This is a genomic window from Streptomyces sp. NPDC056160 (assembly GCF_042268205.1).
Taxonomy (GTDB): Bacteria; Actinomycetota; Actinomycetes; order Streptomycetales; family Streptomycetaceae; genus Streptomyces.
On the sequence record NZ_JBHJUW010000040.1, the window covers coordinates 1 to 25,686 of the forward strand.

At 72.9% G+C, this 25,686-nt stretch carries 21 protein-coding genes and 2 pseudogenes; 11 read left to right on the top strand and 12 right to left on the bottom strand.

Features of this window, described 5'->3' with window-relative positions:
* Window positions 1-130: 130 nt before the first annotated feature.
* A complete protein-coding gene (locus tag ACFC02_RS17015) occupies window positions 131-1,717 on the bottom strand; it encodes a methylmalonyl-CoA mutase (protein ID WP_376357265.1) in 1,587 nt (528 codons plus the stop codon).
* 102 nt (window positions 1,718-1,819) lie between these two features.
* Here ACFC02_RS17015 and ACFC02_RS17020 point away from each other — a divergent pair, with 102 nt between their 5' ends.
* A complete protein-coding gene (locus ACFC02_RS17020) occupies window positions 1,820-2,515 on the top strand; it encodes a TetR/AcrR family transcriptional regulator (RefSeq protein ID WP_376357267.1) in 696 nt (231 codons plus the stop codon).
* A 28-nt stretch (window positions 2,516-2,543) separates the two neighbouring features.
* Here ACFC02_RS17020 and ACFC02_RS17025 read toward each other — a convergent pair whose 3' ends face one another.
* Window positions 2,544-3,458, bottom strand: a complete 915-nt coding sequence (locus ACFC02_RS17025) for a helix-turn-helix transcriptional regulator (protein ID WP_376357269.1) — start codon at window positions 3,456-3,458, stop codon at window positions 2,544-2,546.
* Window positions 3,459-3,620: 162 nt separating this feature from the next.
* Between ACFC02_RS17025 and ACFC02_RS17030 the strand changes: the two genes are divergently transcribed.
* Window positions 3,621-4,226 carry a non-oxidative hydroxyarylic acid decarboxylases subunit B gene (locus tag ACFC02_RS17030; protein WP_376357271.1) on the top strand — a complete coding sequence of 202 codons (606 nt, stop codon included), beginning with the start codon at window positions 3,621-3,623 and terminating at the stop codon, window positions 4,224-4,226.
* 104 nt (window positions 4,227-4,330) lie between these two features.
* Complete coding sequence (locus tag ACFC02_RS17035) at window positions 4,331-5,899, top strand: UbiD family decarboxylase (protein ID WP_376357273.1); 1,569 nt, start codon at window positions 4,331-4,333, stop codon at window positions 5,897-5,899.
* 86 nt (window positions 5,900-5,985) lie between these two features.
* Here ACFC02_RS17035 and ACFC02_RS17040 read toward each other — a convergent pair whose 3' ends face one another.
* Window positions 5,986-7,035 carry an aldo/keto reductase gene (locus tag ACFC02_RS17040; RefSeq protein ID WP_376357275.1) on the bottom strand — a complete coding sequence of 350 codons (1,050 nt, stop codon included), beginning with the start codon at window positions 7,033-7,035 and terminating at the stop codon, window positions 5,986-5,988.
* 162 nt (window positions 7,036-7,197) lie between these two features.
* Between ACFC02_RS17040 and ACFC02_RS17045 the strand changes: the two genes are divergently transcribed.
* Both ACFC02_RS17045 and ACFC02_RS17050 read left to right on the top strand, forming a co-directional pair.
* Window positions 7,198-7,788 (top strand): TetR/AcrR family transcriptional regulator, encoded by a 591-nt coding sequence (locus ACFC02_RS17045; RefSeq protein WP_376357277.1) that lies wholly within the window; start codon window positions 7,198-7,200, stop codon window positions 7,786-7,788.
* 246 nt (window positions 7,789-8,034) lie between these two features.
* A complete protein-coding gene (locus ACFC02_RS17050; protein WP_376357279.1) occupies window positions 8,035-9,288 on the top strand; it encodes a carboxylesterase family protein in 1,254 nt (417 codons plus the stop codon).
* Between the two features lie 4 nt (window positions 9,289-9,292).
* Here the strand turns inward: ACFC02_RS17050 and ACFC02_RS17055 are convergent, their stop codons facing one another.
* The 4 genes and pseudogenes from ACFC02_RS17055 to ACFC02_RS17070 form a co-directional block, all read right to left on the bottom strand.
* On the bottom strand, window positions 9,293-10,183 hold the full coding sequence (locus tag ACFC02_RS17055; RefSeq protein WP_376357281.1) for a CAP domain-containing protein: 891 nt from the start codon (window positions 10,181-10,183) through the stop codon (window positions 9,293-9,295).
* Between the two features lie 395 nt (window positions 10,184-10,578).
* Entirely contained in the window at window positions 10,579-11,757 is a 1,179-nt protein-coding gene (locus tag ACFC02_RS17060) for a cytochrome P450 (RefSeq protein ID WP_376357365.1), read from the bottom strand.
* A 514-nt stretch (window positions 11,758-12,271) separates the two neighbouring features.
* A complete protein-coding gene (locus tag ACFC02_RS17065) occupies window positions 12,272-13,120 on the bottom strand; it encodes a LysR family transcriptional regulator (RefSeq protein WP_376357283.1) in 849 nt (282 codons plus the stop codon).
* 2 nt (window positions 13,121-13,122) lie between these two features.
* Window positions 13,123-13,761, bottom strand: a pseudogene (locus ACFC02_RS17070) (TetR/AcrR family transcriptional regulator); the annotation flags it as partial.
* A 223-nt stretch (window positions 13,762-13,984) separates the two neighbouring features.
* Between ACFC02_RS17070 and ACFC02_RS17075 the strand changes: the two are divergent.
* Window positions 13,985-14,947, top strand: coding sequence for a zinc-binding dehydrogenase (locus ACFC02_RS17075; protein ID WP_376357285.1), 963 nt, complete (start codon window positions 13,985-13,987; stop codon window positions 14,945-14,947).
* Between the two features lie 102 nt (window positions 14,948-15,049).
* Here ACFC02_RS17075 and ACFC02_RS17080 read toward each other — a convergent pair whose 3' ends face one another.
* Window positions 15,050-15,682, bottom strand: coding sequence for a class I SAM-dependent methyltransferase (locus tag ACFC02_RS17080; protein WP_376357287.1), 633 nt, complete (start codon window positions 15,680-15,682; stop codon window positions 15,050-15,052).
* 55 nt (window positions 15,683-15,737) lie between these two features.
* Here ACFC02_RS17080 and ACFC02_RS17085 point away from each other — a divergent pair, with 55 nt between their 5' ends.
* Window positions 15,738-16,121 carry a VOC family protein gene (locus tag ACFC02_RS17085; RefSeq protein WP_360970561.1) on the top strand — a complete coding sequence of 128 codons (384 nt, stop codon included), beginning with the start codon at window positions 15,738-15,740 and terminating at the stop codon, window positions 16,119-16,121.
* Here the strand turns inward: ACFC02_RS17085 and ACFC02_RS17090 are convergent, their stop codons facing one another.
* From ACFC02_RS17090 to ACFC02_RS17105, 4 genes are all read right to left on the bottom strand, one after another.
* Complete coding sequence (locus ACFC02_RS17090) at window positions 16,122-18,191, bottom strand: beta-galactosidase (RefSeq protein WP_376357289.1); 2,070 nt, start codon at window positions 18,189-18,191, stop codon at window positions 16,122-16,124. It lies immediately after the preceding gene.
* A 58-nt stretch (window positions 18,192-18,249) separates the two neighbouring features.
* Window positions 18,250-19,587, bottom strand: coding sequence for an ABC transporter substrate-binding protein (locus ACFC02_RS17095; protein ID WP_376357291.1), 1,338 nt, complete (start codon window positions 19,585-19,587; stop codon window positions 18,250-18,252).
* Between the two features lie 105 nt (window positions 19,588-19,692).
* Window positions 19,693-20,637 (bottom strand): carbohydrate ABC transporter permease, encoded by a 945-nt coding sequence (locus ACFC02_RS17100; protein ID WP_376357293.1) that lies wholly within the window; start codon window positions 20,635-20,637, stop codon window positions 19,693-19,695.
* 5 nt (window positions 20,638-20,642) lie between these two features.
* On the bottom strand, window positions 20,643-21,569 hold the full coding sequence (locus tag ACFC02_RS17105) for a carbohydrate ABC transporter permease (RefSeq protein ID WP_376357295.1): 927 nt from the start codon (window positions 21,567-21,569) through the stop codon (window positions 20,643-20,645).
* Window positions 21,570-21,932: 363 nt separating this feature from the next.
* Here ACFC02_RS17105 and ACFC02_RS17110 point away from each other — a divergent pair.
* The 4 genes and pseudogenes from ACFC02_RS17110 to ACFC02_RS17125 form a co-directional block, all read left to right on the top strand.
* Window positions 21,933-22,127 (top strand): annotated as a pseudogene (locus ACFC02_RS17110) (MerR family transcriptional regulator); the annotation flags it as partial.
* 270 nt (window positions 22,128-22,397) lie between these two features.
* Window positions 22,398-23,153 (top strand): (5-formylfuran-3-yl)methyl phosphate synthase, encoded by a 756-nt coding sequence (locus ACFC02_RS17115; protein ID WP_376357367.1) that lies wholly within the window; start codon window positions 22,398-22,400, stop codon window positions 23,151-23,153.
* A gap of 8 nt (window positions 23,154-23,161) precedes the next feature.
* Window positions 23,162-24,571 carry an aldehyde dehydrogenase family protein gene (locus ACFC02_RS17120; RefSeq protein WP_376357297.1) on the top strand — a complete coding sequence of 470 codons (1,410 nt, stop codon included), beginning with the start codon at window positions 23,162-23,164 and terminating at the stop codon, window positions 24,569-24,571.
* Window positions 24,568-25,671, top strand: coding sequence for an NAD(P)-dependent alcohol dehydrogenase (locus tag ACFC02_RS17125; RefSeq protein WP_376357299.1), 1,104 nt, complete (start codon window positions 24,568-24,570; stop codon window positions 25,669-25,671). The genes ACFC02_RS17120 and ACFC02_RS17125 overlap by 4 nt, the downstream gene beginning before the upstream one ends.
* The last annotated feature ends 15 nt before the right edge of the window (window positions 25,672-25,686 follow it).

Genomic DNA, 25,686 nt, shown 5'->3' on the forward strand with positions numbered 1-25,686 from the left:
TGCTTGGCGACCGCGCGGTCCGAGCCGGCGTGCGTGGCTTCCTCGATACGCCGTCGCAGATCCGCGAGCTTGCCCGCGGTCGTGTGGATGTCGATGTCGGTCACTGCTTGCTCCACCCGGTGTCTCGTCGTCAGAAGGTGTCATGGGGGACGTACACGCCCCATACGTCGCGCAGGGCGTGGGAGACCTCGCCGACCGTGGCGCGCAGGCGCAGGGCCTCGCGCATCGGGTGCAGGACGTTGTCGGTGCCCTGCGCGGCGGCGCGCAGGGCGTCCAGGGCGCGCCCGACGGCCCGGGCGTCCCGTTCGGCGCGCAGGGCGGCCAGCCGTTCGCGCTGGTCGGTCTCGATCTGCGGGTCGACCCGCAGCGGCTCGTAGGGTTCCTCCTCGTCGAGCACGTACTTGTTGACCCCGACGACGGTCCGCTCCCGGTGGTCGATCTCCAGCGCGGTGCGGTAGGCGGACTTCTCGATCTCGCCCTTCTGGAAGCCCTGCTCGATCGCCGCCACCGCGCCGCCGCGGTCCTCGACGGCCCGGATCAGTTCCAGGACGGCCGCTTCCAGCTCGTCGGTCATGGACTCCATGACGTAGGACCCGGCGAACGGGTCGACGGTCTTGGTCACGTCGGTCTCGTAGGCGATGACCTGCTGGGTGCGCAGGGCGAGCCGGGCCGCCTTCTGCGTGGGCAGGGCGATCGCCTCGTCGTAGGAGTTGGTGTGCAGGGACTGCGTGCCGCCGAGGACCGCGCCCAGGCCCTGGAGGGCGACCCGGACGAGGTTGACCTCGGGCTGCTGCGCGGTGAGCTGGACACCCGCGGTCTGGGTGTGGAAACGCAGCATCTGCGACTTGGGGTTCTCGGCCTTGAACTCGTCGCGCATGATGCGCGCCCAGATGCGGCGGGCGACGCGGAACTTGGCGATCTCCTCCAGCAGCGTGGTGCGGGCGACGAAGAAGAACGACAGGCGCGGTGCGAAGTCGTCGACGTCCAGGCCCGCGGCGAGCGCCGTGCGGACGTACTCCTTGGCGTTGGCGAGCGTGAACGCGATCTCCTGCGCGGGCGTCGCACCGGCCTCGGCCATGTGGTACCCGGAGATGGAGATGGTGTTCCAGCGCGGCAGCTCCCGCCGGCAGTAGGCGAAGATGTCGCTGATCAGGCGCAGGGACTGCTGCGGCGGGAAGATATAGGTGCCGCGGGCGATGTACTCCTTGAGCACGTCGTTCTGGATCGTGCCGGTCAACCGGTCGCCCGCCACGCCCTGTTCGGCCGCGACCAGCTGGTAGAGGAGGAGCAGCGTCGAGGCGGGGGCGTTGATCGTCATCGACGTCGACACCTTGTCCAGCGGCAGTCCCTGGAACAGCGTCCGCATGTCCTCGATCGAGTCGATCGCCACGCCGACCTTGCCCACCTCGCCGCGGGCGATGGCCTCGTCGGAGTCGTAGCCCATCTGCGTCGGCAGGTCGAAGGCGACACTCAGGCCGCCCGTCCCCGCGCGGACCAGCTCGTGGTAGCGCTCGTTCGACTCCTTGGCGGTGCCGAACCCGGCGTACTGCCGCATCGTCCACGGCCGGCCGGTGTACATCGACGGGTACACGCCCCGCGTGAACGGGAACCGCCCCGGTGCGCCCAGTGCGGCGTCCGGGCCGGAGTCCGCCGGTGCCCAGCCGTCGTAGACCGGCTGGATCGGCAGTCCGGACTCGCTCCGTGCAACGGATTCCACGCCCGACCTCTCTCTGGTACTCGATCTCAGTACAACGGTACTCAGTACCGTTGTACTGAGCAAGTGGTCTCCGGGAGCCGGAACAGGGAAGGATGGGCGGTCATGAGCAAGACACCCACGCGGATCCGGCTGGCCGACGCCGCCTTCGCCCTCTTCGACGAGCGCGGATACGAGCAGACGACCGTCGACGACATCGCGGAACGGGCCGGAGTGGGACGCACGACGTTCTTCCGCCACTACCGGTCGAAGGAAGCGGTGATCTTCCCCGACCACGACCGGCTGCTTGAGCTGATCAGGGACCGGCTGGCGACCTCCAGCAACAGCACCGCCCTGGTCGCCGTGTCGGACGCGGTGCGCCTCGTCCTGCTCCACTACATCGAGGAGGGGGACCTCGCGCGACGGCGCTACGCGCTCACCAGCAAGGTCGCGGTCCTGCGCGACCGGGAGATCGCCAGTGTGGCCCGCTACCAGCGGCTGTTCCGCGAATTCATCGCGGACTGGATGGGCGACCCGACGGCGACGGCGTCACTGCGGGCCGAACTCATGGCCGCGGCCGTCGTCGCGGCACACAACCATGTGCTGCGGCGGTGGCTGCGCGGCGAGTCCCGCGATCCCGTCGAAGAGGTCGACGAGGCGATGCGCGAGGTGCTCGCCCTCTTCCCGGCGCCCGCGGAGGCCTCGGGCCGCGCGGCGGGCCAGGGCGGCGGCACCACCGTCGTCGCCTTCCGCACCGGGCAGGACCTGGACGCCCTGCTCCCGTCGCTGCGGCGGTTCATCGAAGGCGTCCCCGGCGGCTGACTCCCGCGCCCGGAACGGTCCCCGCCCGTCAGGGCGCTCCGTGGGACGTGTCCGTGCGCGCCCGGCGGCGGAAGCCGAGGGGTGTCTCCGTGGTGCGGAGGCGGAAGAAGCGGGTGAAGACCGTCGTGCTGGAGAAACCGAGCCGGTCCGCGATCGCGGACGCCGGCAGGTGTGTGTGCAGCAGCAGCCGCTTGGCCTCCAGGACCAGCCGGTCGTCGATGAACGCCTTGGCCCCGCGCCCGACCGCCGCGTTCGTGGCCCGGGTCAGCGAGCGCACGCTGTAGCCGAGCCGGGCCGCGTACGCCTCGACCTGGTGGTCACGGGTGAAGTCCTCTTCGACCGCGTCGCGGAAGCGGCGGAAGGCCGCGTCGCCCGCATGCCTGCGCTGCCCGCCCGGCAGGTTCGCCAGGCGCAGCAGGAGGACGGCCAGGAGATGCCGGACGACGGCGACATGGACCTCCAGCGGCAGGTCGCGCAAGTGGTGGTACTCGCTCTCCAACTGCTCCAGCGTCCGCTCCAGGGGCCGTGCGGCCTCGGGCGCGGGTGACATCGGCAGCCGCCAGGCCCTGCGGTCCAGATGCGCCCCGGCGACGGTGGCCGCATCGAGGAAGCTCGCCTGGAACAGGACCACCGAGGCTTCCGCGTCGGCCGCCCCGCCGCCGCTCCCGCCGGGGAACCGGACGAACTGGCCGGGCCGGACCCACAGCCAACCCCCGGCCGGCACCGCGCAGTCGGTGGTGTCCACCACGCAGCGCAGCAGCCCCGAGCGCACGGCCAGCAGCAGGTGGAACTCCAGCCGTACGGGCGCGTCGGCCGCCACCCCCAGACGCCCGATCCGGGTGAGCAGCCCGGGCAGGCCGGTCACCTCCACGCCGGGCGGACCGCCAGGAGTGGTGGGGAAGGGGAAGGCGACGGGGCCGCGATCCTGTCCGTTTCTGCTCATCGCGTGCCCGAGTCTATCGCCGAAGCCCGCCGAGGCGTCCCTAGCGTGAACTGTGCAAGGGCCGTGGAACGGGCACGGTGATGACCGCCTGTCCCCCTGCCCGGATGACTGATTCTGCGCACGTGCAACCGGGCCGTGCGCCGAGTGGAGGAGGAACGGCGGATGCGGCTGATCGTGGCAATGACCGGGGCGACCGGGGCCGTGTTCGGAGTGCGGCTGCTGGAGCGGCTCGCCGCCGACCCGCAGATCGAGACCCACCTGGTGATCAGCCGCTGGGCACGCGCCACGATCGAGCTGGAGACGGGCCGCACCGTCGGCGAGGTGAGCGCGCTGGCCGACGTCGTCCACCGTCCGGAGGACCAGGGAGCGCCCTTGTCCTCCGGGTCCTTCCGCACCGACGGCATGGTGATCGTGCCGTGCAGCATGAAGACGCTGGCGGGGATCCGCGCGGGCCACGCCGACGGGCTCGTGGGGCGCGCGGCGGACGTCGTGCTCAAGGAGGGCCGGCCTCTCGTCCTGGTCCCGCGCGAGACCCCGCTCAACGAGATCCACCTGGAGAACATGCTCGCCCTCGCCCGGACGGGCGTACGCATCGTTCCTCCGATGCCCGCCTTCTACAACCGTCCGCGCACCATCGACGACCTCGTCGACCACCTGGTGGTACGCGTCCTCGACCAGCTCGGCGTCCAGACACCGCACCAGGGGCGATGGACCGGGATGCGGCCCGCGCGGGCCGAGCGGACCGCCGGCCCCACCCGCACCGCCTGACCGGCAGCGACGCGCCGAACTGCAAAGACGCACCGAACGGCAGACACGAGCCGGCCGGCGAAGACGCAGCGGCCGGCCAAGACGAACAGGAGCACGACCGAACCATGACCCCGTCCACCCCCGACCGGCATCCGGTCACCGGCCTCCCCACTCCCCACGGCAGCCATGACCCCGAACCGACCGCCCTGGACACCGACCCCGCCCCCGCGCTGGACTTCCGGGCCTTCGTCGAGCGGCTGCTGGCCGACGGCGATGCGGTGGAAGTCGTACGGAGTGTCGATCCGCACCTCGAAGTGGGTGCCGTGACCCGCCGTGCGTACGAGACGGGCGCCCCCGCCCCCTTGTTCACCTCGCTCACCGGCACCGCCCCCGGCCACCGCGTCCTGGGCGCTCCGGCCGGTCTCGGTGACCCGCGTTCGGGCGCCGCCCACGCACGGCTCGCCGCACATGTCGGGCTGCCCCGTACCGCCGGGCCGCGCCGGATCGTGGAGCACCTCGTCGCCGCCATGCACGCGGACCCCGTCCCGCCCGTCGAGGTCACCACCGGCCCGTGCAAGCAGAACGTCCGCACCGGCGACGCCGTCGACCTGGAGGCCTTCCCCGTTCCCCTGCTCCACCAGGAGGACGGCGGGCGGTACTTCGGCACGTACGGCTTCCACGTGGTCCGTACCCCGGACGGGTCGTGGACGAGCTGGTCGGTGGCCCGCACCATGCTGCACGACCGCAGGACCCTGGTCGGTCCCGCGATGCCGCAGCAACACGTCGGAATGATCCGGGAGGCGTGGCGTGAGAGGGGGCAGCACACACCCTGGGCGATGGTCCTCGGCGCGCCGCCCGCGGCGCTCGCCGCCGCCGGGATGCCGCTGCCGGCACACGTCGACGAGGACGGCTATGTCGGCGCGCTCACCGGGCGGCCCGTCGAGGTGGTCCGCACCGAGACGAACGGGCTGCACGTGCCCGCGAACGCCGAGATCGTCCTGGAGGGCTACCTCAGCAGCGACGAGACCGCCGACGAGGGGCCGATGGGGGAGTACCACGGGTACTCCTTCCCGGACGGCAGGAAGCAGCCCGTCTTCCACGTCGAGGCCGTCACCTACCGCGACGATCCGATCCTGCCGGTCTGCGCGGCCGGGGTGCCGCCGGAGGAGAACCACACGATCTGGGGCACCATGATCGCGGCAGCCGCCCTCGACGCGCTGCGCGCCGCGGGGCTGCCGGTCACCCTGGCCTGGTGCCCGTACGAGGCCGCCACCTGCTGGCTCGCCGTCTCCGTCGACCGTGCCCGGCGCGTCCGACTTGGCCTGGAACGCGCGGAGTTGATCCGGGCGATCGCCGACGTGCTGTTCGCCTCGCACGCCGGCTGGCTGGTGCCCAAGGTGATCGTCGTCGACGACGACATCGACGTCACCGACATCCGGCAGCTCGTCTGGGCCCTGGCGACGCGCGGCCACCCCGACACCGGCCACCACACCTTCCCCGAGGCCCCGGGCATTCCGATGGTCCCCTACCTCACCCCCGAGGAGGCCGGCGCCGCCCGGGGCGGCAAGTCGGTCACGGACTGCCTGCTGCCGGACACCTTCCGGGGCACCACCGCCTCCTTCCGCACGTCCTACCCCCGCGACCTGCGGGAGCACGTCCTGGCGAACTGGACCGGCTACGGCTACAGCGCCTGACGGGCCGGACCGGGCCGGGCGAGGACGGGACGAGGCAGAGGGGGGAGCGGGGCGAAGGCGGGGCGGAGCAGGCAGCCCCGCCCGGCTCACCCGGCGGCGGCGCGGCGGCGGCGTCCCGGGTCGGCCAGTACGTCCGCGTGGTAGCCCGTGTCCTCGGGGTTGAGGTCGGTGCCCGGTGCCACGATGCGGTCGATCCGGTCCAGCACGGCGGGCTCCAGGACGATGTCCGCGGCGCTCAGATGGTCGCGCAGGTGCGCGGCCGTACGGGGGCCGATGATCGCCGCGGTGACCGCGGGGTGCATGGTGACGAACGCCAGTGCCAGCTGGATCAGCGTCAGGCCCGCCTCGTCGGCCGTGCGGGCGAGTTCGGTGGCGGCGTCGAGCTTGGCCTGGTTGCCCGGAACGTCGAGGTCGTAGTGGGAGAGCGTGGTACGGAAGGGCATCGTCCGGGTGCGGTGGCTGGACGGGCCGGCCGCGTCGCGGCGCCAGCGGCCGGAGAGCCACCCCCCGGCCAGCGGGCTCCAGGCCAGCACGCCCATCCGGTACGTCTCACAGGTGGGCAGCACATCACCCTCCACGCCCCGGGCCAGGAGCGAGTACGGCGGCTGTTCGCACACGAAGCGCTCGCTGCTGCGCCGTTCGGCGGTCCACTGGGCCCGCACGATCGCCGAGGGCGCGAACGTCGAGGACCCCGCGTAGCGGATCTTGCCCGCGCGGACGAGGTCGGAGAGCGCGCCCAGGGTCTCGTCGAGGTCGGTGGCGGGGTCGGGCCGGTGCACCTGGTACAGGTCGATGTGATCGGTGCCCAGGCGGCGCAGGCTCTCCTCGCAGGCCCGCACGATCCAGCGCCGCGAGGCACCGCGCTGGTTGGGACCGGGGCCCATCGGGCTCGACACCTTGGTCGCCAGGACGACCTCGTCGCGCCGTCCGGCGATCGCCTTCCCGACGATGGTCTCGGACTCGCCGTCCGCGTACACGTCGGCCGTGTCGATGATGTTGACGCCCGCGTCGAGCGCCGTGCGGATGATGCCGACCGAGTCGTCGTGATCGGGGTTTCCCCACTTCCCGAACATCATCGCGCCCAGGCAGAGCGTGCTGACCTGGACTCCTGTACTACCCAGCGTGCGGTACCGCATGGCGTGGGCGCCCCTTCCGTGGTCGCGGCGGTGCGACGGACGGACGGCGGCGAGCTGCTACCGTCCGGGTCAAGCGGAGCCGACTCCGCTTGACCGTCACCGTAAGCGGAGTCGGCTCCGCATAGCAAACAGACCGCACAGCAGACCGAGAGGAAGAACCGCATGCCTGATCCGTCCGGCCGCCCCGTCAGGGCCGACGCGCGGGCCAACGAGGACAAGCTGCTCGCCGCCGCCGCCCTGGCGTTCGCGCGGGACGGCGCCGCCGCGACCCTGAAGCAGATCGCCAAGGACGCCGGTGTCGGCATCGCCACCTTGTACCGGCGCTTTCCCACCCGCGAGCAACTCGTCGACGCCACCTACCGCTACGAGACGGCCCGGCTCGGCGCCCGGACCTCCCCCCTCCTGCGCGAACTGCCCGCCGACCGGGCCCTGCGGGTGTGGATGTCCGAGGTGCTGGACTACCTGGCCGCCAAGCACGGCATGGCGGACACGCTCAAGGCACTCCTGCGGGACGACGAGCGGCTGGGGTCGCAGACGCGTGAGCAACTGACCGGCGCGGTCGAGGAGTTCCGCCTCGCCGCCGTCGCCCAGGGGGCCTTCCGAGCGGACGTCTCCGCGCCCGACATCCTCATGTCCCTGGCGGGTGTCACCCTCGTGGCCGGGGCCGTCGCCCAGCGAGCCCAGGCCGAGCGGCTGCTCGACCTGCTCATGGACGGCATCACCCGCCCGGACAGATGGGGTGCAGGAGACTGACCCCTGCCGCTTCGGCGGCATCCTCTCCCGCCGCCTCCGCGCCGACCTCGGCCTGACCTGTCCTCGGCCGGCACCTCCTCACGTCCCGGGGCAGCCACCGCTGCCGACGGGTCGACGGTGCCCGCGCCCACGAACGGGCGACCAGCCGTCACCATGGGGGAGGCCGTCGTGACCGGCCGTGCCCGCACCTGCGCGGGCGCAGGCGGTCGGCCGGGCGCCCCGCAACCCCGAACCCGGAGGAGAAACATGAGCGACGCGACCGTCTTCCGCACCGGCCCCCTCCGCTTCGCCACCGCCGAACGCTTCGCCCCGCCCCGACCCGTGCCCGGCGGCGGGGCGGCCGTGCCGGACGGCGCCATCTGTCCGCAGCCGCCGTCCCGGCTCGACGCGGTGATGGGCCCGCCCCACGACCGCCGCCCGCAGGGCGAGGACTGCCTCCACCTGACGGTCACCTCCCCGGCCGCCCCCGTGTCGGAGACCTGGAACGTGGGTGCGGCCGGGAACGCCCGCGAGGCCGGTCGCCCGGTGCTGCTGTGGTTCCACGGCGGCGGCTTCAGCAGCGGGGCCGGCATCCTCGACTGGTACGACGGCGGTTCGCTCGCCGCGGAGCAGGACGTGGTCGTCGTCAGCGCCGGCTACCGGCTCGGCGCGCTGGGGTACCTCGTCCTCGACGGCGTCAGCGAGGGCAACCTCGGCCTGCGCGACCAATTGGCGGCGCTGCGCTGGACGCGCGACAACATCGCCCGGTACGGCGGCGACCCCGGAAACATCACGCTCGTCGGCCAGTCGGCCGGCGCCGTGTCCATCCTGCTGCTCATGCGGATGCCCGAGGCGCGCGGCCTGTTCCGCCGGGCGGTGCTGCAGAGCGCGCCGCTGTCCCTCGCGACCCGTCCGCGCGCCGAGGCACGGGAGACCGGCCGGGTCTTCGCCGCCCACCTCGGCGGCGACCCCCGGACCGCCCCACCCGCCGACCTGCTGGCCGTCCAGGCCCGTACCGCCGCGGAGCAGCAGCGTCGTACCGGCAGCTTCCTGGTGCCGCCGTTCGGCCCGGTCGAAGGCACCGACCTGCTCCCCGGCGCGGGCACACCGCTCACCTTCGACGACGGCGCCCCGGACGTGCTGTACGGCTGGAACGCCGACGACATGTCAGCGTTCCCCGAAGGCCCCCGGGACACGGGAGGCACCGCGGAACGCACCCGGCGCACCTACGAGGCACCGCTGAGCGCCCTGCGCGCGGAACTGGAGCGGGCCGGCGCCCGCGTCCACGGTTACCGCCTCGACTGGCGCCCACCGGGCTCTCCCTACGGCGCCACCCACTGCGTGGAGATCCCCCTGCTGCTCGGGGCGGCGGACGCCTGGCGGGACGCGCCGATGCTGGGCCGGCTCGACTGGGCGGAGGTGGACGCCGTGGGCCGGGGCGTGCGCGAGGCCTGGGCCTCCTTCGCCCGGACGGGCGACCCGGGCCCTCTGCCGGCGCCTCTCACGGCGCTCGCTCGCTGACGCCTCAGCGGCTGGTGGCGAAGTCCTGCGTCCAGTAGGCGCCGGGCTGGGCCAGCCCGACACCGATCTCCTTGAAGGAGCAGTTGAGGATGTTGGCCTTGTGACCGGGGCTCGCCATCCAGGCCGCCATGACCTTCTCCGGGGTGGAGTAACCGTAGGCGACGTTCTCGCCGTAGGTGCTCCAGACATAGCCCGCACGGGTGATGCGGTCGCCCGGGGCGGACCCGTCGGAGCCGGTGTGCGACATGTTCTGGTGGGCCGCCATGTCCTCGCTGTGCGCCTGGGCCGCCTCGGCCAGCGTCGGGTTGGCGGTCAGGGCTGAGCAGCCGGCCTGCGCGCGCTGGGCGTTGACCAGTTCCAGAACGCGGGCGACGACAGCCGTGGACGCGGTCGCACCCGTCTGCGGGCTGCTGGAGGCCGCCGGGGCAGGGGTGGTGGAGGCGGTGGCGGCCGGGGTGGTGTGCGGGCGCGCGGGGGTGCTCGCGGCGGCGGTCGAGGGGGCGGCGGTGGCGGTGGCCTTCCACGTGGCGCTGGAGGAGAGCGGCCCCACGGTGTGCCGGGCCGGGGTGCTCCGCGGGCGCGGCGGAGCAGTGGTCCTCGGACTCCTGGTGCCGGGCGCGGTCACGGTGGGCCGGGGCGTACTCGTGCGGGCGGACGCGGTCGGTGACGCGGCCGGGGTCCGCTCGCCGCTTCCGGCGCGGGCGCCGGAGTCGTCCCACGCCGCGGGGTTCCACTGGACCGGGGTCGTCCGCCTGGCCACCCCGTGCGACGGGTGCGACCCGCTGCCCGGCCAGCCACCGCAGGCCAGAGCGGCGGACGGGATGCCGACGGCGCCGACGGCTACGGCGGCTATGGCTATCCGCCGGTGATGCTGATGCTTGCGGTGCTTGCCCATGCGTGACCTCACTCGGTAGTCGCCGAGCGCCCTTCAACCGGGCGGCTCTTCGGGAGTCCGTCCTGTGAACTGCGGCGATGCCTGCGGTTCGTCATCTTGGGACGGCGGCGAGCGGGACCGCAAAGGGCCTCGCTACTACCGACCCTCGTAGACCGGAGCGGTCTTGCGGCGCCGAGGGGAACGTGCTTGATCACGTGTGTCCGGCCTGCGCGAAGGGCTGGCCGTGCGTCAGAAGTCGGTCAGCGGCGGGCGAGAGGGCGCGGGGGTGCCCGGCCGCGGAGCGTCACCCCGCCCGCCGCCCGGCGCGCCCTCACCAAGCCGGACAAGTCCCCCATGTCGGCAGAGCGGCACCTACTATCGGCGGGGCCTAATACCGTAATGCGCTGTGACTGATGTCACGGCGTGGTGGTCGGCCGCAGGCGTACGGGGATCGTCTGGTGCCCGTTGCTGATGAGGGAGGGAAGCGGTGGCAACTGGTCGGCGGGAGCGGCGAGTCGGATGTCGGGGAACCGGTCGAAGAGCAGCCGCAGCGCGGTGGTGACCTCCAGCCGGGCCAGCGGGGCACCGAGGCAGAAGTGCACGCCGTATCCGAAGGCCATGTGGTCCTTGGCCGGCCGGGTGACGTCGAAGCGGTCGGCGGTGGCGCCGTGCCAGCCGGGGTGGCGGTTGGCGGCGGCGTAGGAGGTGAGGATGGCGTCGCCCCGCGGGATGACCTGTCCGTCGGGCAGGGGAATGTCCCGCACGGCGTAGCGCAGCGGAAGGTGCTTGACGGCGGGTTCGTGCCGCAGCGTCTCCTCGACGACGTCGGACCAGTCCGCGTGCCCGGCCCGGACCAGGGCGAGTTGGGCGGGGTCGGTGAGCAGGGCGGTGACCGCCTGGTCGATGACGTTGACGGTGGTCTCGTACCCGGCGGAGATCATCAGCAGCAGGGTGTCGCGCAGTTCGGTGTCGGACAGACCGTCGCCGTCGCCCTCCTCGTCGCGGGCGGCGACCAGGAGAGAGGTCATGTCGTCGCCGGGCTCGGCTCGCTTGACGGCGATCAGCCGGTCCAGAGCCTGGAAGACGGCGGCCGTGTTCGCGAGGGCCTGCTCGGTGGTGAGGGTGGTGTCGAAGATGCCGTCGACCATGGTGCGAAACCCGTCGCGCTGGTCCTCGGGCACGCCCATGAGACGGCTGATCGCGGCGATCGGCAGCGGGTGGGCGAGGCGTGCGCGCAGGTCGACGCCGCCCGCGGCGGGCAGAGCGGAGAGCGCGTCGAGGAGGGCGGTGACCGTCGCCTCGACGGTGGGGCGCAGGGCTTCGACGCGGCGGGCACTGAAGGCGGGCGCGATCATACGGCGCAGCCGGCGGTGTTCGTCGCCGTAGGCGGTGAACATGTTGTCCGCCGTGATCCAGAGGGCGAGCGGCCAGGTGGAGGCGGTCGCTGCGTAGGCGGGCCAGTGCCTCACGGCGTCCTTGGAGACGTCAGGGCTGGTCAACAGGCGTTTGAGGACGGCGGGGTCGGTCACGGCCCACGCGGTCACCCCGAGGATGTCCACGCGCGCGGCGGCCCCGCGGGCGCGTAACGCCCGCATCTCGGCGTGGTGGTCGGCGCCGGTGGGGTCGAGGACGATCAGGGGCTGCTGCTCGTTCACGGAGTGTCTCCTTCTGCGGGTGGGGGCGGCTGGCTTCCACAGACGGGTGTGCGAGGGTGCAGCGGACTTCGTTCTCCGGGCCGCCTTGTAGGTTAGGGCGATCGGCCCGTCAGTGACAGGGTGCCGCCGGTGCCGCGCGGGGCGGCGGGGCTCCCCGGGAGCGGGAGGGGCGCGGCACGATGCCGCGCCCCGGCTGTACGAACCGGGCCCGCCTCAGGGGCTCAGGACCTCGGTGGCTCGGGAACCGAGGCGGCTCAGGTGTTCAGGAGGTCGTGCCGGCGCGCCCGCCCCTCCGCCCGCACCCCGTCATGCAGATGCTGCATGACGGGGTGCGGAAGAGGTCTTGGACACCGTCCGCGGGCGGCTGTTGACTCGTCGGTGTCCGGCAGGGCGAGCGGCATGAACCGCCGGACCACCACCACACACGTATCTCCCGACGGAGCGGACGGCCGCGTCAGGCCCCGCGCGCCAGGAGGCTCACCGCCGACTCGCGGAAGTGGGCGACGAGCGGACTGCGGTCGTCCCGGCGCTGCGCGACGACCACTTGGCAGGGCTCGATCCCCTCGACGGGCACGGTGACGAGGTCCGAACGGAGCGCACAGCGGCGGTCGTCGGCGGGCACCAGGGCGGTGGCGCGGCCGTCGGCGACGGCTTCCAGCTTGTCCTCGAAGGTGTCGACGAGCAGGGGACCGAGCGGGGCCGGGCTGCCGTCCGGACGCGGATCCAGCCGCCAGAAGCCGGTCCACAGCGCGGCCATGCCCGCGCAGGCCACGAGTGGTTCGTCGGCGAAGTCGTCCGGGTGGACGGACTCCTTTCCGGCGAGCCGGTGGAAGACGGGCACCAGGAGTGCGCGCGGCTCGTCGTAGAGGACGGTCACCTCCAGCCCATCGGCCGGGATCGGGAGCGGCGTCCGGATGACGAGGGCGTCGACCCGGCGGTCGGGCAGGGCGCGTGCCTCGTCCCGGTCCAGGTGCCGCGTGCGGACGTGCGCGCCGGGGTGGCGGCGCCGCAGGTCCCGGACCGCGGGGGTGACGACGAGATCCTCGACGGATCCGACGGTGATCGTGCGCGACGGCGCGGCGGCGTGCGCGGTGAGCACCGCCCGGTGCGCGGTGTGCAGGAGCGTCTGGGCCTGCGGGAGGAAGGCCGCGCCGGCCGCGGTGAGGGTGCTGCCCTGCGGCGTGCGCTCCAGCAGCCGCACCCCGAGGGTGTCCTCCAGCCGCTGGATCTGGCGGCGCAGGGAGGGCTGGGCGACGTGCAGCGCCGCGGCCGCGCCCTCCTCCCGGCAACTGCTCCGGTCCACGGTGTGGCGGGCGCGTGCGCGAACCGCAGGCGGGCGGCCGGTGGGAGCGGGCTCGGCGTTCCCGCCTCCGGTACGGCGCTGAACGCCTCGATCACGTAGGCGGCGAAGCGGCGGGAGGCCGTGATCCGGGTGGCGAGCGGCGCGTCCTGGACGCCCCGGTGGGCCATGAGCATCAGGACCAGGTCGTCGACGACGAAGCCGGGGCGCAGCCGGCCGGCCTGCTGGGCGCGGCGGGCCAGGACGGTGACCGCGCGCAGGGACCGCTCCCGGTCGGCGGTGAAGTCCAGGATCTCGGGGAAGGCCGTCATGAAGGCGTCCGCGAACCCCCGGCTGTGCGCGTGCAGTTCACAGATACGCTCGACCATGCCCCGGAAGCCGTGCCACGGGTCCGTGTCCGCCAGGGCGTCGTCGACGGCGGCACGACAGGCCCGCCGCTGCTCGGCGAAGGTCTGCACGAGCAGGGCCTGCTTGGTCGGGAAGTGCCGGTACAGCGTGGCGGGGCCTACGCCTGCCCGGCGGGCGACCTCGCGCACGGGCGCGCCCAGCCCGTCCTCGCCGAACACCGCGCGGGCGGCGTCGAGGATGCGGGCCCGGTTGTCACGGACGTCGGAGCGCACGGACTGAGGCAATCGGCTGGTCATCGCTCTCACTTTAGCCAAACGGGCCGGGCCGTCCCATACGGTCCGATGGCGGCGGTCGGTGACGGTCGGGCGGGAGCCGTGGAGTCCCGTCCGCATGGTGCCGCCCCGTGCCGGCCGGCAGCTTTCCGGTGACCCCGGACCGCGTGTCCCGGCTCGCCGCACCGGCCGCGCCGAACGTGTGCCGCGGCTGTGATCCGTCCGTTCACCGAAGTGAGGAGCAGCGATGAAAGCCGTCGTGATCAGGGAGTTCGGAGATCCTGATGGTCTGGAGGTCGTCGACGTGCCCACCCCCGGCGCCGCCCCGGGACAGGTGCTGATCGCCACGGAGGCGATCGGGGTGGGCGGCGTGGACGCCGTGATCCGCCGGGGCGTGCTCGCCGCGTACGGCTTCCGGGAGGGCCATCACCTCGGCAGCGAGGTGGCGGGGCGAGTCGTCGCGGTGGGGGAGGGCGTGGACGCCGCGTGGACCGGGCGGCGAGTGTGGGCGTTCACCGGCCCGTCCGGGGGGTACGCCGAGCAGGCCGTCGCCGCGGTCGAGGACGTCCTTCCGCTGCCCGAAGGACTGACCTGCGCCGACGCGGTGACGCTCGGCGGTTCCGGCGTGGTCGCCCACTTCGCCCTCGACCGAGCTCGTCTCGCGCCCGGCGAGTCGGTGCTCGTGCGCGGCGCGGCGGGCAGTATCGGAGTCGCGGCGGTCCAGCTCGCGGTCGGGAGCGGCGCGGGCGCGGTGGCGGTCACCACCTCATCGGTGGAGCGTGGTGCCCGCCTGCGGGACCTGGGCGCGACCCACGTGCTCGACCGCTCGGGGGAGGGCGGTCCGCGAACTCCCTCGGGCTTCGACGTGGTCATCGACGTCGTGGGGGGTCCCCAGCTCCCCCGGTTCCTGACGATGCTGAACTCCAACGGGCGGTACGTGGCCCTCGGCGTGGTCGGCGGTCCGCCGCCGGCGGACTTCGGCATGCGCTTGATGGACGCCTTCCGCAAGTCCCTGTCGTTCGCCGCCTTCAGCCTCGACACCGTGCCCGGCCCCGACCGGCAGGCCGTGCGGTCCTCCCAGTTCGCCGCTGCCGCGCGCGGGGACCTGCGCACGGTCGTGCACGAGGTGCTGCCGTTGGGCCAGGCGGCGTCGGCCCACCGGGCGATGGACGCGGGGGAGGTGTTCGGCAGGATCGTGCTGGTCCCCTGAACACGGCAGCGTTTCCGCTAGGTGAGCCCGGAGCAGCCGCAGGGGTGACGGGCGCCGTGCGCCGCGCCCCGCCGGACCGCCTTACGGGTCCGGAGCGTCGGGTCAGGGCCGCCCGGCCGGTCTCACGGCCGAGGTGACGATCACACGGCGGCCACCGAGGACGTGGACGCGGGAGACGGCGTCGGTGAAACCGCCCGCGGCCGCCCAGGCGCAGGCCTCCTCGGCGCTTCCTGGCAGCGGTACGTCCGCCGCCAGCAGCGCGCGGAAGCGTGCGGACGGCCGGAAGTGCGTGGCCGACGGCAGGGTGAACCCCACCCGGCCGCCCGGGCGCAGTGCGCGCCGCCAGTCGGCCACCGCCCGGCCGCCCAGGAAGTGCAGCGAGGAGGCGCACAGGACGACGTCGAGACAGTGGTCGGCGACCGGCAGCGGCACGGCGTCCGCGAGACGCCAGTCGATCGCGGACCTCCGCACCCCCGACGACGCGGCACGTGCCCGTCCGGTCTCGATCATGCGGGGCGACACGTCGACGGCGAGGACGGGTGGTGCGCCCGCGGGGCGGTGACGCGCGAGGCGCAGGGACACGGCGCCCGCACCGCAGGCCACGTCGGCCACGGCGTCCATCGGGGCCGGGCCGGTCAGGGCCAGCAGGGCCCGCGCGACCTCCTCGTGGTGCTCGTGGTCGTACGCGGGGGCGAGGTCGTCGAAGACCCCGGCCAGGGCGGCGCTCTGCGTCACCGGGCGATCCTACGCACCCGTCGCGCGCCCAGGGCGTCGACGTACACTCACCGGCATGGCATGCCGCATCAGTGAGCTGGTCATCGACTGCGCCGACCCGGAACGGCTCGCCGCGTTCTGGAGCGACGTCCTCGGTTACGTCGAACTCGGCCGGGAGGACGACGGCAGCATCGAGATCGGGCCGCCGGGCACCGGGTTCGGAGGCCCGCTGCCCGTCCTGGTCCTGAGCCCCAGCAGCGACCCGCGGCCCGAGAAGCTCCGGCTGCACCTGGACGTCAACGCCACCGACCGCGACCAGGAGGCCGAGTTGGAGCGGCTGCTCGCCCTCGGCGCCAGACCCGCCGACGTCGGCCAGACCGGCACCGAGAACTGGCACGTCCTGTGCGACCCGGAAGGCAACGAGTTCTGCCTCCTGCACACCCGGCTCAAGCCCCTGTGATCACATGTGTGCCGGCCCCGGTCGTACGGCCTGGCGCAGCACCGCCACGCCGTGCGGGGGCAGGGCGAGCACGCCGTCGTCGGTGTGACCGGTGAGTACTTCGCCGCTCACGCCGGGCAGTGCGACGGCCTCGTCACCGCGGTTGACCAGGAACACGTAGCGGTTGTCCGCGTCACGGCGTACGGCCTGCTCGACCACGCCCCGTGCGTGCTCGGGCAGTTCGCTGCTCACCCCGGCCGGGGCGAGGAGTGCGGGCAGCAGCCCGGCGAGGCCCTGGGCGCCGAGTCGCGTCGACACGTAGGCGGCCGAGCCGTGGCCCGTCGTGCGGCGGGTGACCGCGGGACGGGTGGCGAAGGCGCCGGTGCGGTAGCGTGCCAGCACCTGCGTGTCGCCGTCGGTGAGGGAGATCCGGTCGGTCCACAACGTGCCGGCCGGGGTGCCGTCGAGGTCGAGTTCGACGCTGTCACCCTCGGGCAGCGGGCCGAACTCCTCGATGCGGATCCCCAGCAACTCCCGTAGCGCGCCGGGGTAGCCGCCGAGCCAGACGTGGTCGTTCTCGTCGACCACTCCTGAGAAGTACGTGGTGACGAGGTGGCCACCGCCCTCGACGTACCGGGTGAGTTCCTTGGCGAGGGTCTGCGGCACCATGTGCAGCACGGGCGCGATCACGACGTCGTAGGCGGAGAAGTCGCTCTGCGGGACGGGGACGACGTCGGCCCGGACACCGAGGCGCAGCAGTGCCGAGTACCAGTCGAGGGCTTCACGGTGGTAGTCGAGCAGGGCGGTGGGGTGGGAGTCCTGCTCGGCCGCCCACCGCGAGTCCCAGTCGAACAGGATCGCCACGCGGGCCTTCTCCCGCTCGGTGCCGCCGACCGCGGCCAGGGACCGCAGGGTGCCGCCCAGGCCGACGACGTCGCGGAAGACGTCGCTGTCGGCACCGGCGTGCGGCACCATCGCGGAGTGGTACTTCTCCGCGCCGGCCGCGGACTGACGCCACTGGAAGAAGCAGACCGCGTCCGCGCCGTGGGCGACGTGCAGCAGCGAGTCGCGGGCCAGCTCACCGGGCCGCTTGGGCACGTTGACGGGCTGCCAGTTGACGGCGCCGGTGGAGTGTTCCATCAGGAACCAGGGCCGGTGACCCGCGATGCCGCTGGTGAGGTTGGCGCAGAAGGACAGCTCGTCGCGGTCCTGCGGCCCGGGGACGACGTAGTGGTCGTTGGAGACGAAGTCCACCGCCTGCGCCCAGTCGGCGTAGTTCATGCCCTTGATGCCGCTCATCACCATGAAGTTGGTGGTGACGGGCGTGTGCGGGGTGAGTTCGCGCAGGACCTCGCGCTCGGCGAGCAGGTGGTCCTTCAACGCGTCGGAGGAGAAGCGCTTGAAGTCCAGCTGCTGGGTGGGGTTGGGGTGGGAGGCGGCCAGGCGCGGGGGCAGGATCTGGTCCCAGGCGCTGTAGTGCTGCGACCAGAACGCCGTTCCCCAGGCTTGGTTGAGGGCGTCGAGCGAGGTGTAGCGGCGGCGCAGCCAGGCGCGGAAGGCGCGGGCGGCGTCGTCGGAGTGGTCGTAGATGTTGTGGCAGCCCAGCTCGTTGTTGATGTGCCAGGCGACCAGCGCCGGATGGTCCGCGTAGCGCGTCGCCAGTGCGCGCACCAGCCGCAGCGCGTGGGCGCGGAAGACGGGGGAAGTGGGCCGCCAGTGCTGCCGCGCGCCCGGCCACAGCGTCTCGCCGGTGGCGGTCACCGGAAGGATCTCCGGGTGCGCGGTGGTGAGCCACGGCGGCGGGGACGCGGTGGCGGTGGCCAGGTCGACGCCGACACCGGCGGCGTGCAGCAGGTCCATCACCTCGTCGAGCCAGGTGAAGTCCCAGCTGTCGGCGGTGGGTTGCAGACGGGCCCAGGAGAAGATCGCCAGCGAGACGACGTTGACGCCGGCCTCGCGCATCAGCCGGACGTCCTCCTCCCACACCTCCCGCGGCCACTGCTCGGGGTTGTAGTCCGCGCCGTAGACGAGCCGCCGGGAGCCGTCGGGGCCCACCGGGTAGGGGAAACGAGGGGTGCGGGGGGAGGTCATACAGGTCCTTTCCAGGGCCGGTGTCACAGGGGAGGAGAAGAGTTCGGTACGCGAGGTGTCACTGCTCGACGGTGAACCCCTGCTCCTTGCCGTACGCGAGGGACTTGTCCTGCCAGGACTTCAGGCCCTCGGACAGCTTCGTGCCGGAGACGTACGCCTTGCCCACGGTGTCGTTGAAGATCGAGTTGGCGTACACCTGGTAGGGCAGGTACTTCCAGCCGGTCGGTACGGACTTCGCGGAGTCGGCGAAGATCTTGTTGGCCTGCTGCCCGCCGAAGTACGGGAAGGGGGTGTTCTGGAACTCCTGGGAGTTCAGGTCCTTCACGGTGGCCGGGAACGCGCCGTTCTTGATCCGCGTCGCCACGCCGTCCCCGGAGTCGGCGTACTCGACGAAGGCGTAGGCGAGTTCCTTGTTCCCGCCGAGTTCGGGAAGGGCGAGCGAGCTGCCGCCGTTCTCGGCGGAGGTGTGCGCGCCCGCCGTCCACTGCGGCAGCGGCGCCACGCGCCAGTCACCGGCGGCGTTCTTCACGCCCGAGGCGAAGTTGGCGGGCATCCACGCACCGATGGGCAGGGTGGCGATGGTGCCGTCGCCCAGGCCCTTGTACCAGTCGTCGCTCCAGCCCGCGACGGGCGAGACGAGCTTTTCGTCCAGGAGCTTCTGCCAGGTGGCGGTGTACTTCCTCGCCCCGGCGTCGGTGAAGTCGATGCCGACCTTGGTGCCGTCGGCCTTGTACGGGTGGGAGCCGGCCTGCCACAGCAGGCTGGTGGTCAGTCCGGCGTCGCCGATGTCACTGGTGATGTAGGCCTTCGGGTCCGCCTTGTGCAGCTTGCGGGCCGCGTCCACGTACTCGTCCCATGTCGCCGGCACGGCGATCTTGTACTTGTCGAAGACCTTCTTGTTGTAGAACAGCGCCATCGGCCCGGAGTCCATCGGCAGACCGTAGATGCCGTCACCGGACTTCACCGCGTTCCACGGGCCCGGCGAGTAGGACCCCTCCAGCTTGCCTGCGCCGTAGGGCCCGAGGTCGGCGACCGACTTCGTCAGCGCGTACTGGCCGAGCGCGTAGTACTCGATCTGCGCGACGTCCGGGACGCCCTTCTGCGCCGAGATGGCGTTCTGCAGGGCCTTGTACTCGTCGTTGTTCGTACCGGCGTTGACGAGCTTGACGTGGACCTTCGGGTACTTCTTCTCGAAGTCGGCGGCCACCTGCTTCAAGGTGGGCTCCCAGGCCCAGACGGTGACGGTGCCGCCCTTCTTCAGTGCGGCCTGGACGTCGGCGGCGCCCACCTGCTTCTGGCCGGAGTCCTCGTCGCCCGAACCGCAGGCGGTCGCCCCGAGGGCGAGAACGGTGACGAGACCGAGGCCGCGCAGCAGGCGGCGGGAGTGCTTGGGCATGACGGTACTTCCACTTCGACGTGGTTCGACAGGACGGGCGGAGGAGAGGCCGACGGGGACGAGGGCGGGCGGCGCCGGGGGGCGGGGAGGACGCGCGCCCGGCTGCTACTCCTTGACGCTTCCGGCGGCGAGACCGGACCGCCAGTACTTCTGGAGCAGCAGGAAGGCGGCGATCAGCGGCACGATGGTGAGCAGCGAGCCGGTGACGACCAGGTTGAACACCGCCTCGCCGCCCGCCGTGGCCGCCTGCTTGTTCCAGGCGTCGAGGCCGAGGGTGAGCGGGTACCAGTCGGGGTCCTTCAGCATGATCAGCGGCAGGAAGAAGTTGTTCCAGGTGGCGACCGTGGTGAACAGCAGCACCGTCACCGTGCCGGGGGCGAGCAGCGGGAGGGCGACCCGGAAGAAGGTGCGCAGCTCGCCCGCGCCGTCGATGCGGGCGGCCTCCATCAGCTCCGTGGGGATCGCCTCGGCCGCGAACACCCACATCAGGTAGAGGCCGAACGGCGAGATCAGCGAGGGGAGGACGACGGCCCACGGGGTGTCGGTCAGGCCCATCTTGCTGAACATCAGGAAGGTCGGGACGGCGAGGGCCGTGGTGGGCACGGCGACCGCTCCGATGACGACGGCGAACACACCGCGCTTGCCGGGGAAGTCGAACTTGGCGAGGGCGTAGCCGCCGAGGACCGCGAGGAACGTGGCGCCCCCCGCGCCCAGCACCACGTACAGCAGGGTGTTCAGCAGCCAGCGGCCGAAGACGCCGTCCTGGTACGTGAACGTCTCGCGGACGTTGTCCCACAGGGCGAAGTCGTGGTCGAACCAGAGCCCGAAGGAACGGGCCAGCCCTGCCTGGGACTTCGTGGCGCTGATCACCAGCCACAGCAGCGGCAGCAGGCTGTAGACCAGGACGATGCCGGTGAGCAGGGTCAGCGGGACGCTGCGCTTCGGGCGGCCCGGGGTGTGCGGGCGCCGGGCCGGTGTCCGCAGGCGCGGTGCGGGCGCGGGCCGGGGCGCGGCGGCGGTGCGCGGGGCGTCGGTGGTGCTGCTCGTCATCGGGCTCACGCTCCCTTGCGCATGCCGCGCAGCTGGACGACGTAGGCGACGATCATGGTGAGCACGCCCATGACGATGGCGACCGTCGCCGAGTAGTTGTGCTGCTGGCCCGAGAAGGACAGCGAGTACGTGTAGTAGTTGGGGGTGTAGTCGGTGGTGATCGCGTTGGGTGCGAGCTTCTGGAGGATGGCGGGCTCGTTGAAGAGCTGGAAGCTGCCGATGATCGAGAAGATCGTGGCGATGACCAGGGCGCCGCGGATCGCCGGGAGCTTGATCGCCGCGATGACCCGCCACTGACCGGCGCCGTCGATCTCGGCTGCTTCGTACAGCGAGTGCGGGATCACCCGCAGCGCGGAGTAGAAGATGAGCATGTTGTAGCCCACGAACTCCCAGGTGACGATGTTGCCGATCGACGCCAGGACCAGGCCGGAGGAGAGCGGGTCGGGCAGGTGCGTGCCGAGCGCGTCGCCGATGTCACCGACCAGGCCGAAACGCGGCCCGTACATGAAGCCCCACATCAGGGTCGCGACGACGGAGGGCACGGCGTACGGCAGGAACACCGATATCCGGAAGAAGTCCTTGCCGTAGAGGCGGCCGCTGTCGATGGCGAGCGCGACGAACAGGGCGATACCCAGCATGATCGGCACCTGGACGAGCAGGAACAGGCCGACGCGGGCGACGCCCTCCCAGAACTGGCCGTCCTGGAGGGCCTGCCGGTAGTTGTCGAGCCCCACGAAACGGGTGCCGCCGATGAGTCGGGTCCGGAAGAGGCTCAGGTAGAGGGAGTAACCCAGGGGCGCCAGGAAGACCAGTGCGAAGACCAGCACGAAGGGGCCGATGAATCCCCATCCCGTCCAGGCGCGGCGCGCCCGCCGTAGGGGTGGTCCGGCCGGGCGGACCCCTGCGGTCGCCGGCGCTTGCAGCGTGGTCATCTCGCGTCCCTCGCTCGTGCTTCGCCCAAGTGGAGCCGGAGTTCACGCACGCGTCCCGGGCCGGGGGAGCGGTCGATGAGGCCGCCGGACAGGCGACATGTTTACGTAAACATCCGGTGGCGGCATGTCTACACCGCCGCCGGACGGACGGTCAAGGGTCGCCGGCGAAAGGAGGCCGACGGACGGCGGAACGGGAAGACGGAGCAGGTGGGGGCCGGGGAGGGCGGAGAGCGCCCGGGGTCGAGGCGGGCGCGGGGCGAGGAGCCGGGGGCGCACACCGCGCCGATCTCGACGCGCGCGAGGGCGGGACGCGCGGCACCGTCCGGACCCGCACCGCGCCCACGCCGGGCTGCCCCGAGCCCCCTGTCCCTGCGCACGATCCGCCACTCCGAGGAGACCGGACTCGTCATCCCCTCGGCCCGCTCCCAGGGCGGCTTCCGCCTCTGCACCGAGACCGGCGTCGCCCGCCTCATGGTGATCCGCCGCATGAAGCCGCTCGGCTTCAGCCTGGACCAGATGCGCGACCTGCTGGACGCCACCGACCGCCTCGACGCCGACCCCGCCCCCCCAGGGCGAGGAGCGGCAGGTCCTGCCGGCCCGGGCCGGCCGCGACGCGCATCTCTCGGTAGGTTGCCGCTCCGACCCGCATGGCTGGTTCCGGCCGGTGCGCGCGGCGCACCGCGGGCGGGCCGGAGCGCCCCGCGGGGACTCCGCACGCCCTACCGGCGCCCACGAGCGCCGGAAATGATGAGCACACCGCACGTGAACCCCGCGTATCCGCACCCCCTGCCCCAAGGGCGGGCGGGCCTGCGGCGGAAGGAGCCCACCGTGTTGCTTCTCGTCTCCCCGGACGGCGTCGAGGAAGCCCTCGACTGCGCGAAGGCGGCGGAACACCTCGACATCGTCGACGTCAAGAAGCCCGACGAGGGCTCGCTCGGCGCCAACTTCCCGTGGGTCATCAGAGAGATCCGCGACGCCGTCCCGGCGGACAAACCGGTCTCCGCCACCGTCGGCGACGTACCGTACAAGCCCGGCACGGTGGCCCAGGCGGCGCTCGGCGCGGTCGTCTCGGGCGCCACGTACATCAAGGTCGGCCTCTACGGATGCACCACGCCCGAGCAGGGCGTGGAGGTCATGCGCGCGGTGGTGCGGGCGGTGAAGGACCACCGGCCCGACGCACTCGTCGTCGCCTCGGGTTACGCCGACGCCCACCGGATCGGCTGCGTCAACCCGCTCGCCCTGCCCGACATCGCACGGCGCTCCGGCGCCGACGCGGCCATGCTGGACACCGCGATCAAGGACGGGAGCCGGCTGTTCGACCACGTCCCGCCGGACGTCTGCGCCGAGTTCGTCCGGCTGGCCCACGACGCCGGTCTGCTCGCCGCCCTCGCGGGCAGTGTCAAGCAGGGAGACCTCGGCCCGCTGACCCGCATCGGCACGGACATCGTGGGGGTGCGCGGAGCGGTCTGCGAGGGCGGCGACCGCAACGCCGGAAGGATCCAGCCGCACCTGGTGGCCGCCTTCCGGGCGGAGATGGACCGGCAGGCCCGGGAGCACGCGGCGGCCGTCGCCGCCGCCGGCTGAGCGCCGGCATGGCGACCTCACGACCCGACCGCCTTCCCGGACACCGCGGCGAGCGCTTCGCCGTCGTCGACCCGGCCACCGGCGAGGCCTTCGACGACGTCCCCGACCAGCGGCCGGACGAGTTGGACGCCGTCGTCGGCCGGGCTCACCGGGCCTGGCTGGACTGGCGTGCCGACCCCGTGGCCCGTACCTTCGCGCTGCACGCCGCGGCCGACGCCGTGCAAGCGGCCGGCGACGCCCTCGCCCGCCTGCTCACCCGGGAACAGGGAAAGCCCCTGGCCGAGTCGTTCGCGGAGATCGACCGTACGGCGGCCCGGCTGCGCTACTTCGCCGAACTGACCCCCGTACCGCAGTCGATCGCCGACGGCCGGCCCGTGCACAGCGAGATCCGCTGGCGCCCGCTCGGGCCCGTCGCCGCGATCGTGCCGTGGAACTTCCCGCTCCAGCTCGCCGCGGCGAAGTTCGCCCCCGCGCTCGCCGCGGGCAACACGATGGTGCTCAAGCCCTCCCCGTTCACGCCCCTGGCCACCCGGCTGCTGGGCTCCGTCCTCGCCGCCGCCCTGCCCGAGAACGTACTGACCGTCATCACCGGTCGTGAACCGCTGGGCGCCCGCCTCGCGTCCCACCCGGGCGTGCGCCACGTCACCTTCACCGGTTCGGTCGCCACCGGGCGGGCCGTCGCCGAGGGTGCGGCGGCCTCGCTCGCCCGGGTCACCCTGGAACTGGGCGGCAACGACGCGGCGATCCTGCTGGAGGACGTGGAGGTGGAGCGGATCGCGGACCGGCTGTTCTGGGCCGCCTTCCGCAACTGCGGGCAGGTCTGCATGGCGGTCAAACGCGTCTACGCCCCGGCCCGGCTCTGCGCGGAGGTGGCCGAAGCCCTCGCCCAGCGCGCCAGGACCGTCGTCGTCGGCCCCGGCCTCGACCCGGACTCGCGGCTGGGACCGGTCAACAACGCACCCCAGCTGGCCCGCGTCGAACGCTGCACCGCACAGGCCCTGGCGGACGGCGCCCGCGCCGTGGCGGGCGGCCACCGGCTGGACCGGCCGGGCTACTTCTTCGCCCCCACGATCCTCGCCGACGCCCCGCCCACCAGTGCGGTGGTGACCGAGGAGCAGTTCGGCCCCGTCCTGCCGGTGCTGGCGTACCGCAGCGTGGACGAGGCCGTCGAGGCGGCCAACGGCACCGGCTTCGGGCTCGGCGGATCGGTCTGGGGGACCGACCTCGACCGTGCCGAGGCGGTGGCCGACCGGCTGGAGTGCGGGACCGCCTGGATCAACCACCACGCCGAACTCTCCCTCGCCCAGCCCTTCGCGGGCGCCAAGGACAGCGGTGTCGGCGTCGCGGGCGGCCCATGGGGCCTGTACGGGAACCTCCGGCCGTTCGTCGTGCACCGCCCGCGAAAGGACCGGGGATGAGGTTCGAGGCGGCCGTACTGCGCACGTACGAGGGCCGGTTCACGGCCGAGGAGGTGATCCTGCACGGAGAGCCGGCCGACGGCGAGATCCTGGTGAGGATCGCGGGCTGCGGGATGTGCCGGACCGATCTGGCGGTCCGGCGTTCGGCGGGCCGCAGCCCGCTGCCGGCGGTCCTGGGCCACGAAGGCGCCGGTGTCGTGGTGCGCACCGGCCGCGCGGTCACCGTACTGAGCGTCGGCGACCATGTCGTCCTCGGCTTCGACTCCTGCGGTCAGTGCCGCAACTGCCGGGGCGCGGCCCCCGCCTACTGCGACTCCTTCGCCTCCCTCAACCTCTTCGGCGGGCGCGAGGAGAAGAAGGCCCGGTTCACCGACGCGGCCGGGGGAGCACTGGCACCCCGGTGGTTCGGCCAGTCGTCGTTCGCCGGGTACGCGCTCGTCCCGGCCCGCAACGCCGTCCGGGTCGACCCCGCCCTGCCCGTCGAACTGCTCGGGCCGCTCGGCTGCGGCTTCCTGACCGGCGCCGGAGCGGTCCTGAACTCCTTCGGCACCGGTCCGGGCGACACCCTCGCGGTCTACGGGGCGGGAGCGGTGGGCCTGGCCGCGGTGATGGCGGCCACCGCCGCCGGGGCGGTGACCGTGGCCGTCGACCGCCACCCCGAACGCCTGGCCCTGGCCGAGCGGTTCGGCGCGATCCCGCTGCACGCCGCATCGGCCGGCCTGCCCGAGCGCGTACAGCGGCTGACCGACGGCGGCGCACAGTACGCGCTGGACACCACGGCCTCCCCCCAGCTGATCAACGACGCGCTCCGCGCGCTGCGCCCCACCGGCCGCCTCGGCCTCGTGGCACGGCTGCACACCGCGCTGTCCCTCGAACCGGGGACGCTGGACCGGGGCCGCGGCATCCTGCACATCTGCGAGGGCGACGCGGTCCCCGCACTGCTGATCCCCCGGCTGATCGGACTGTGGCAGGCCGGACGGTTCCCCTTCGACCAGCTGATCCGCACCTACCCGCTGGCCGGCATCAACGAGGCCGAACGCGACTGCGAGGCGGGCCGCGTGGTCAAACCCGTCCTGATCCCCAAGGGCACGAGCCGCTGAGCCGGGCGCGGAGCC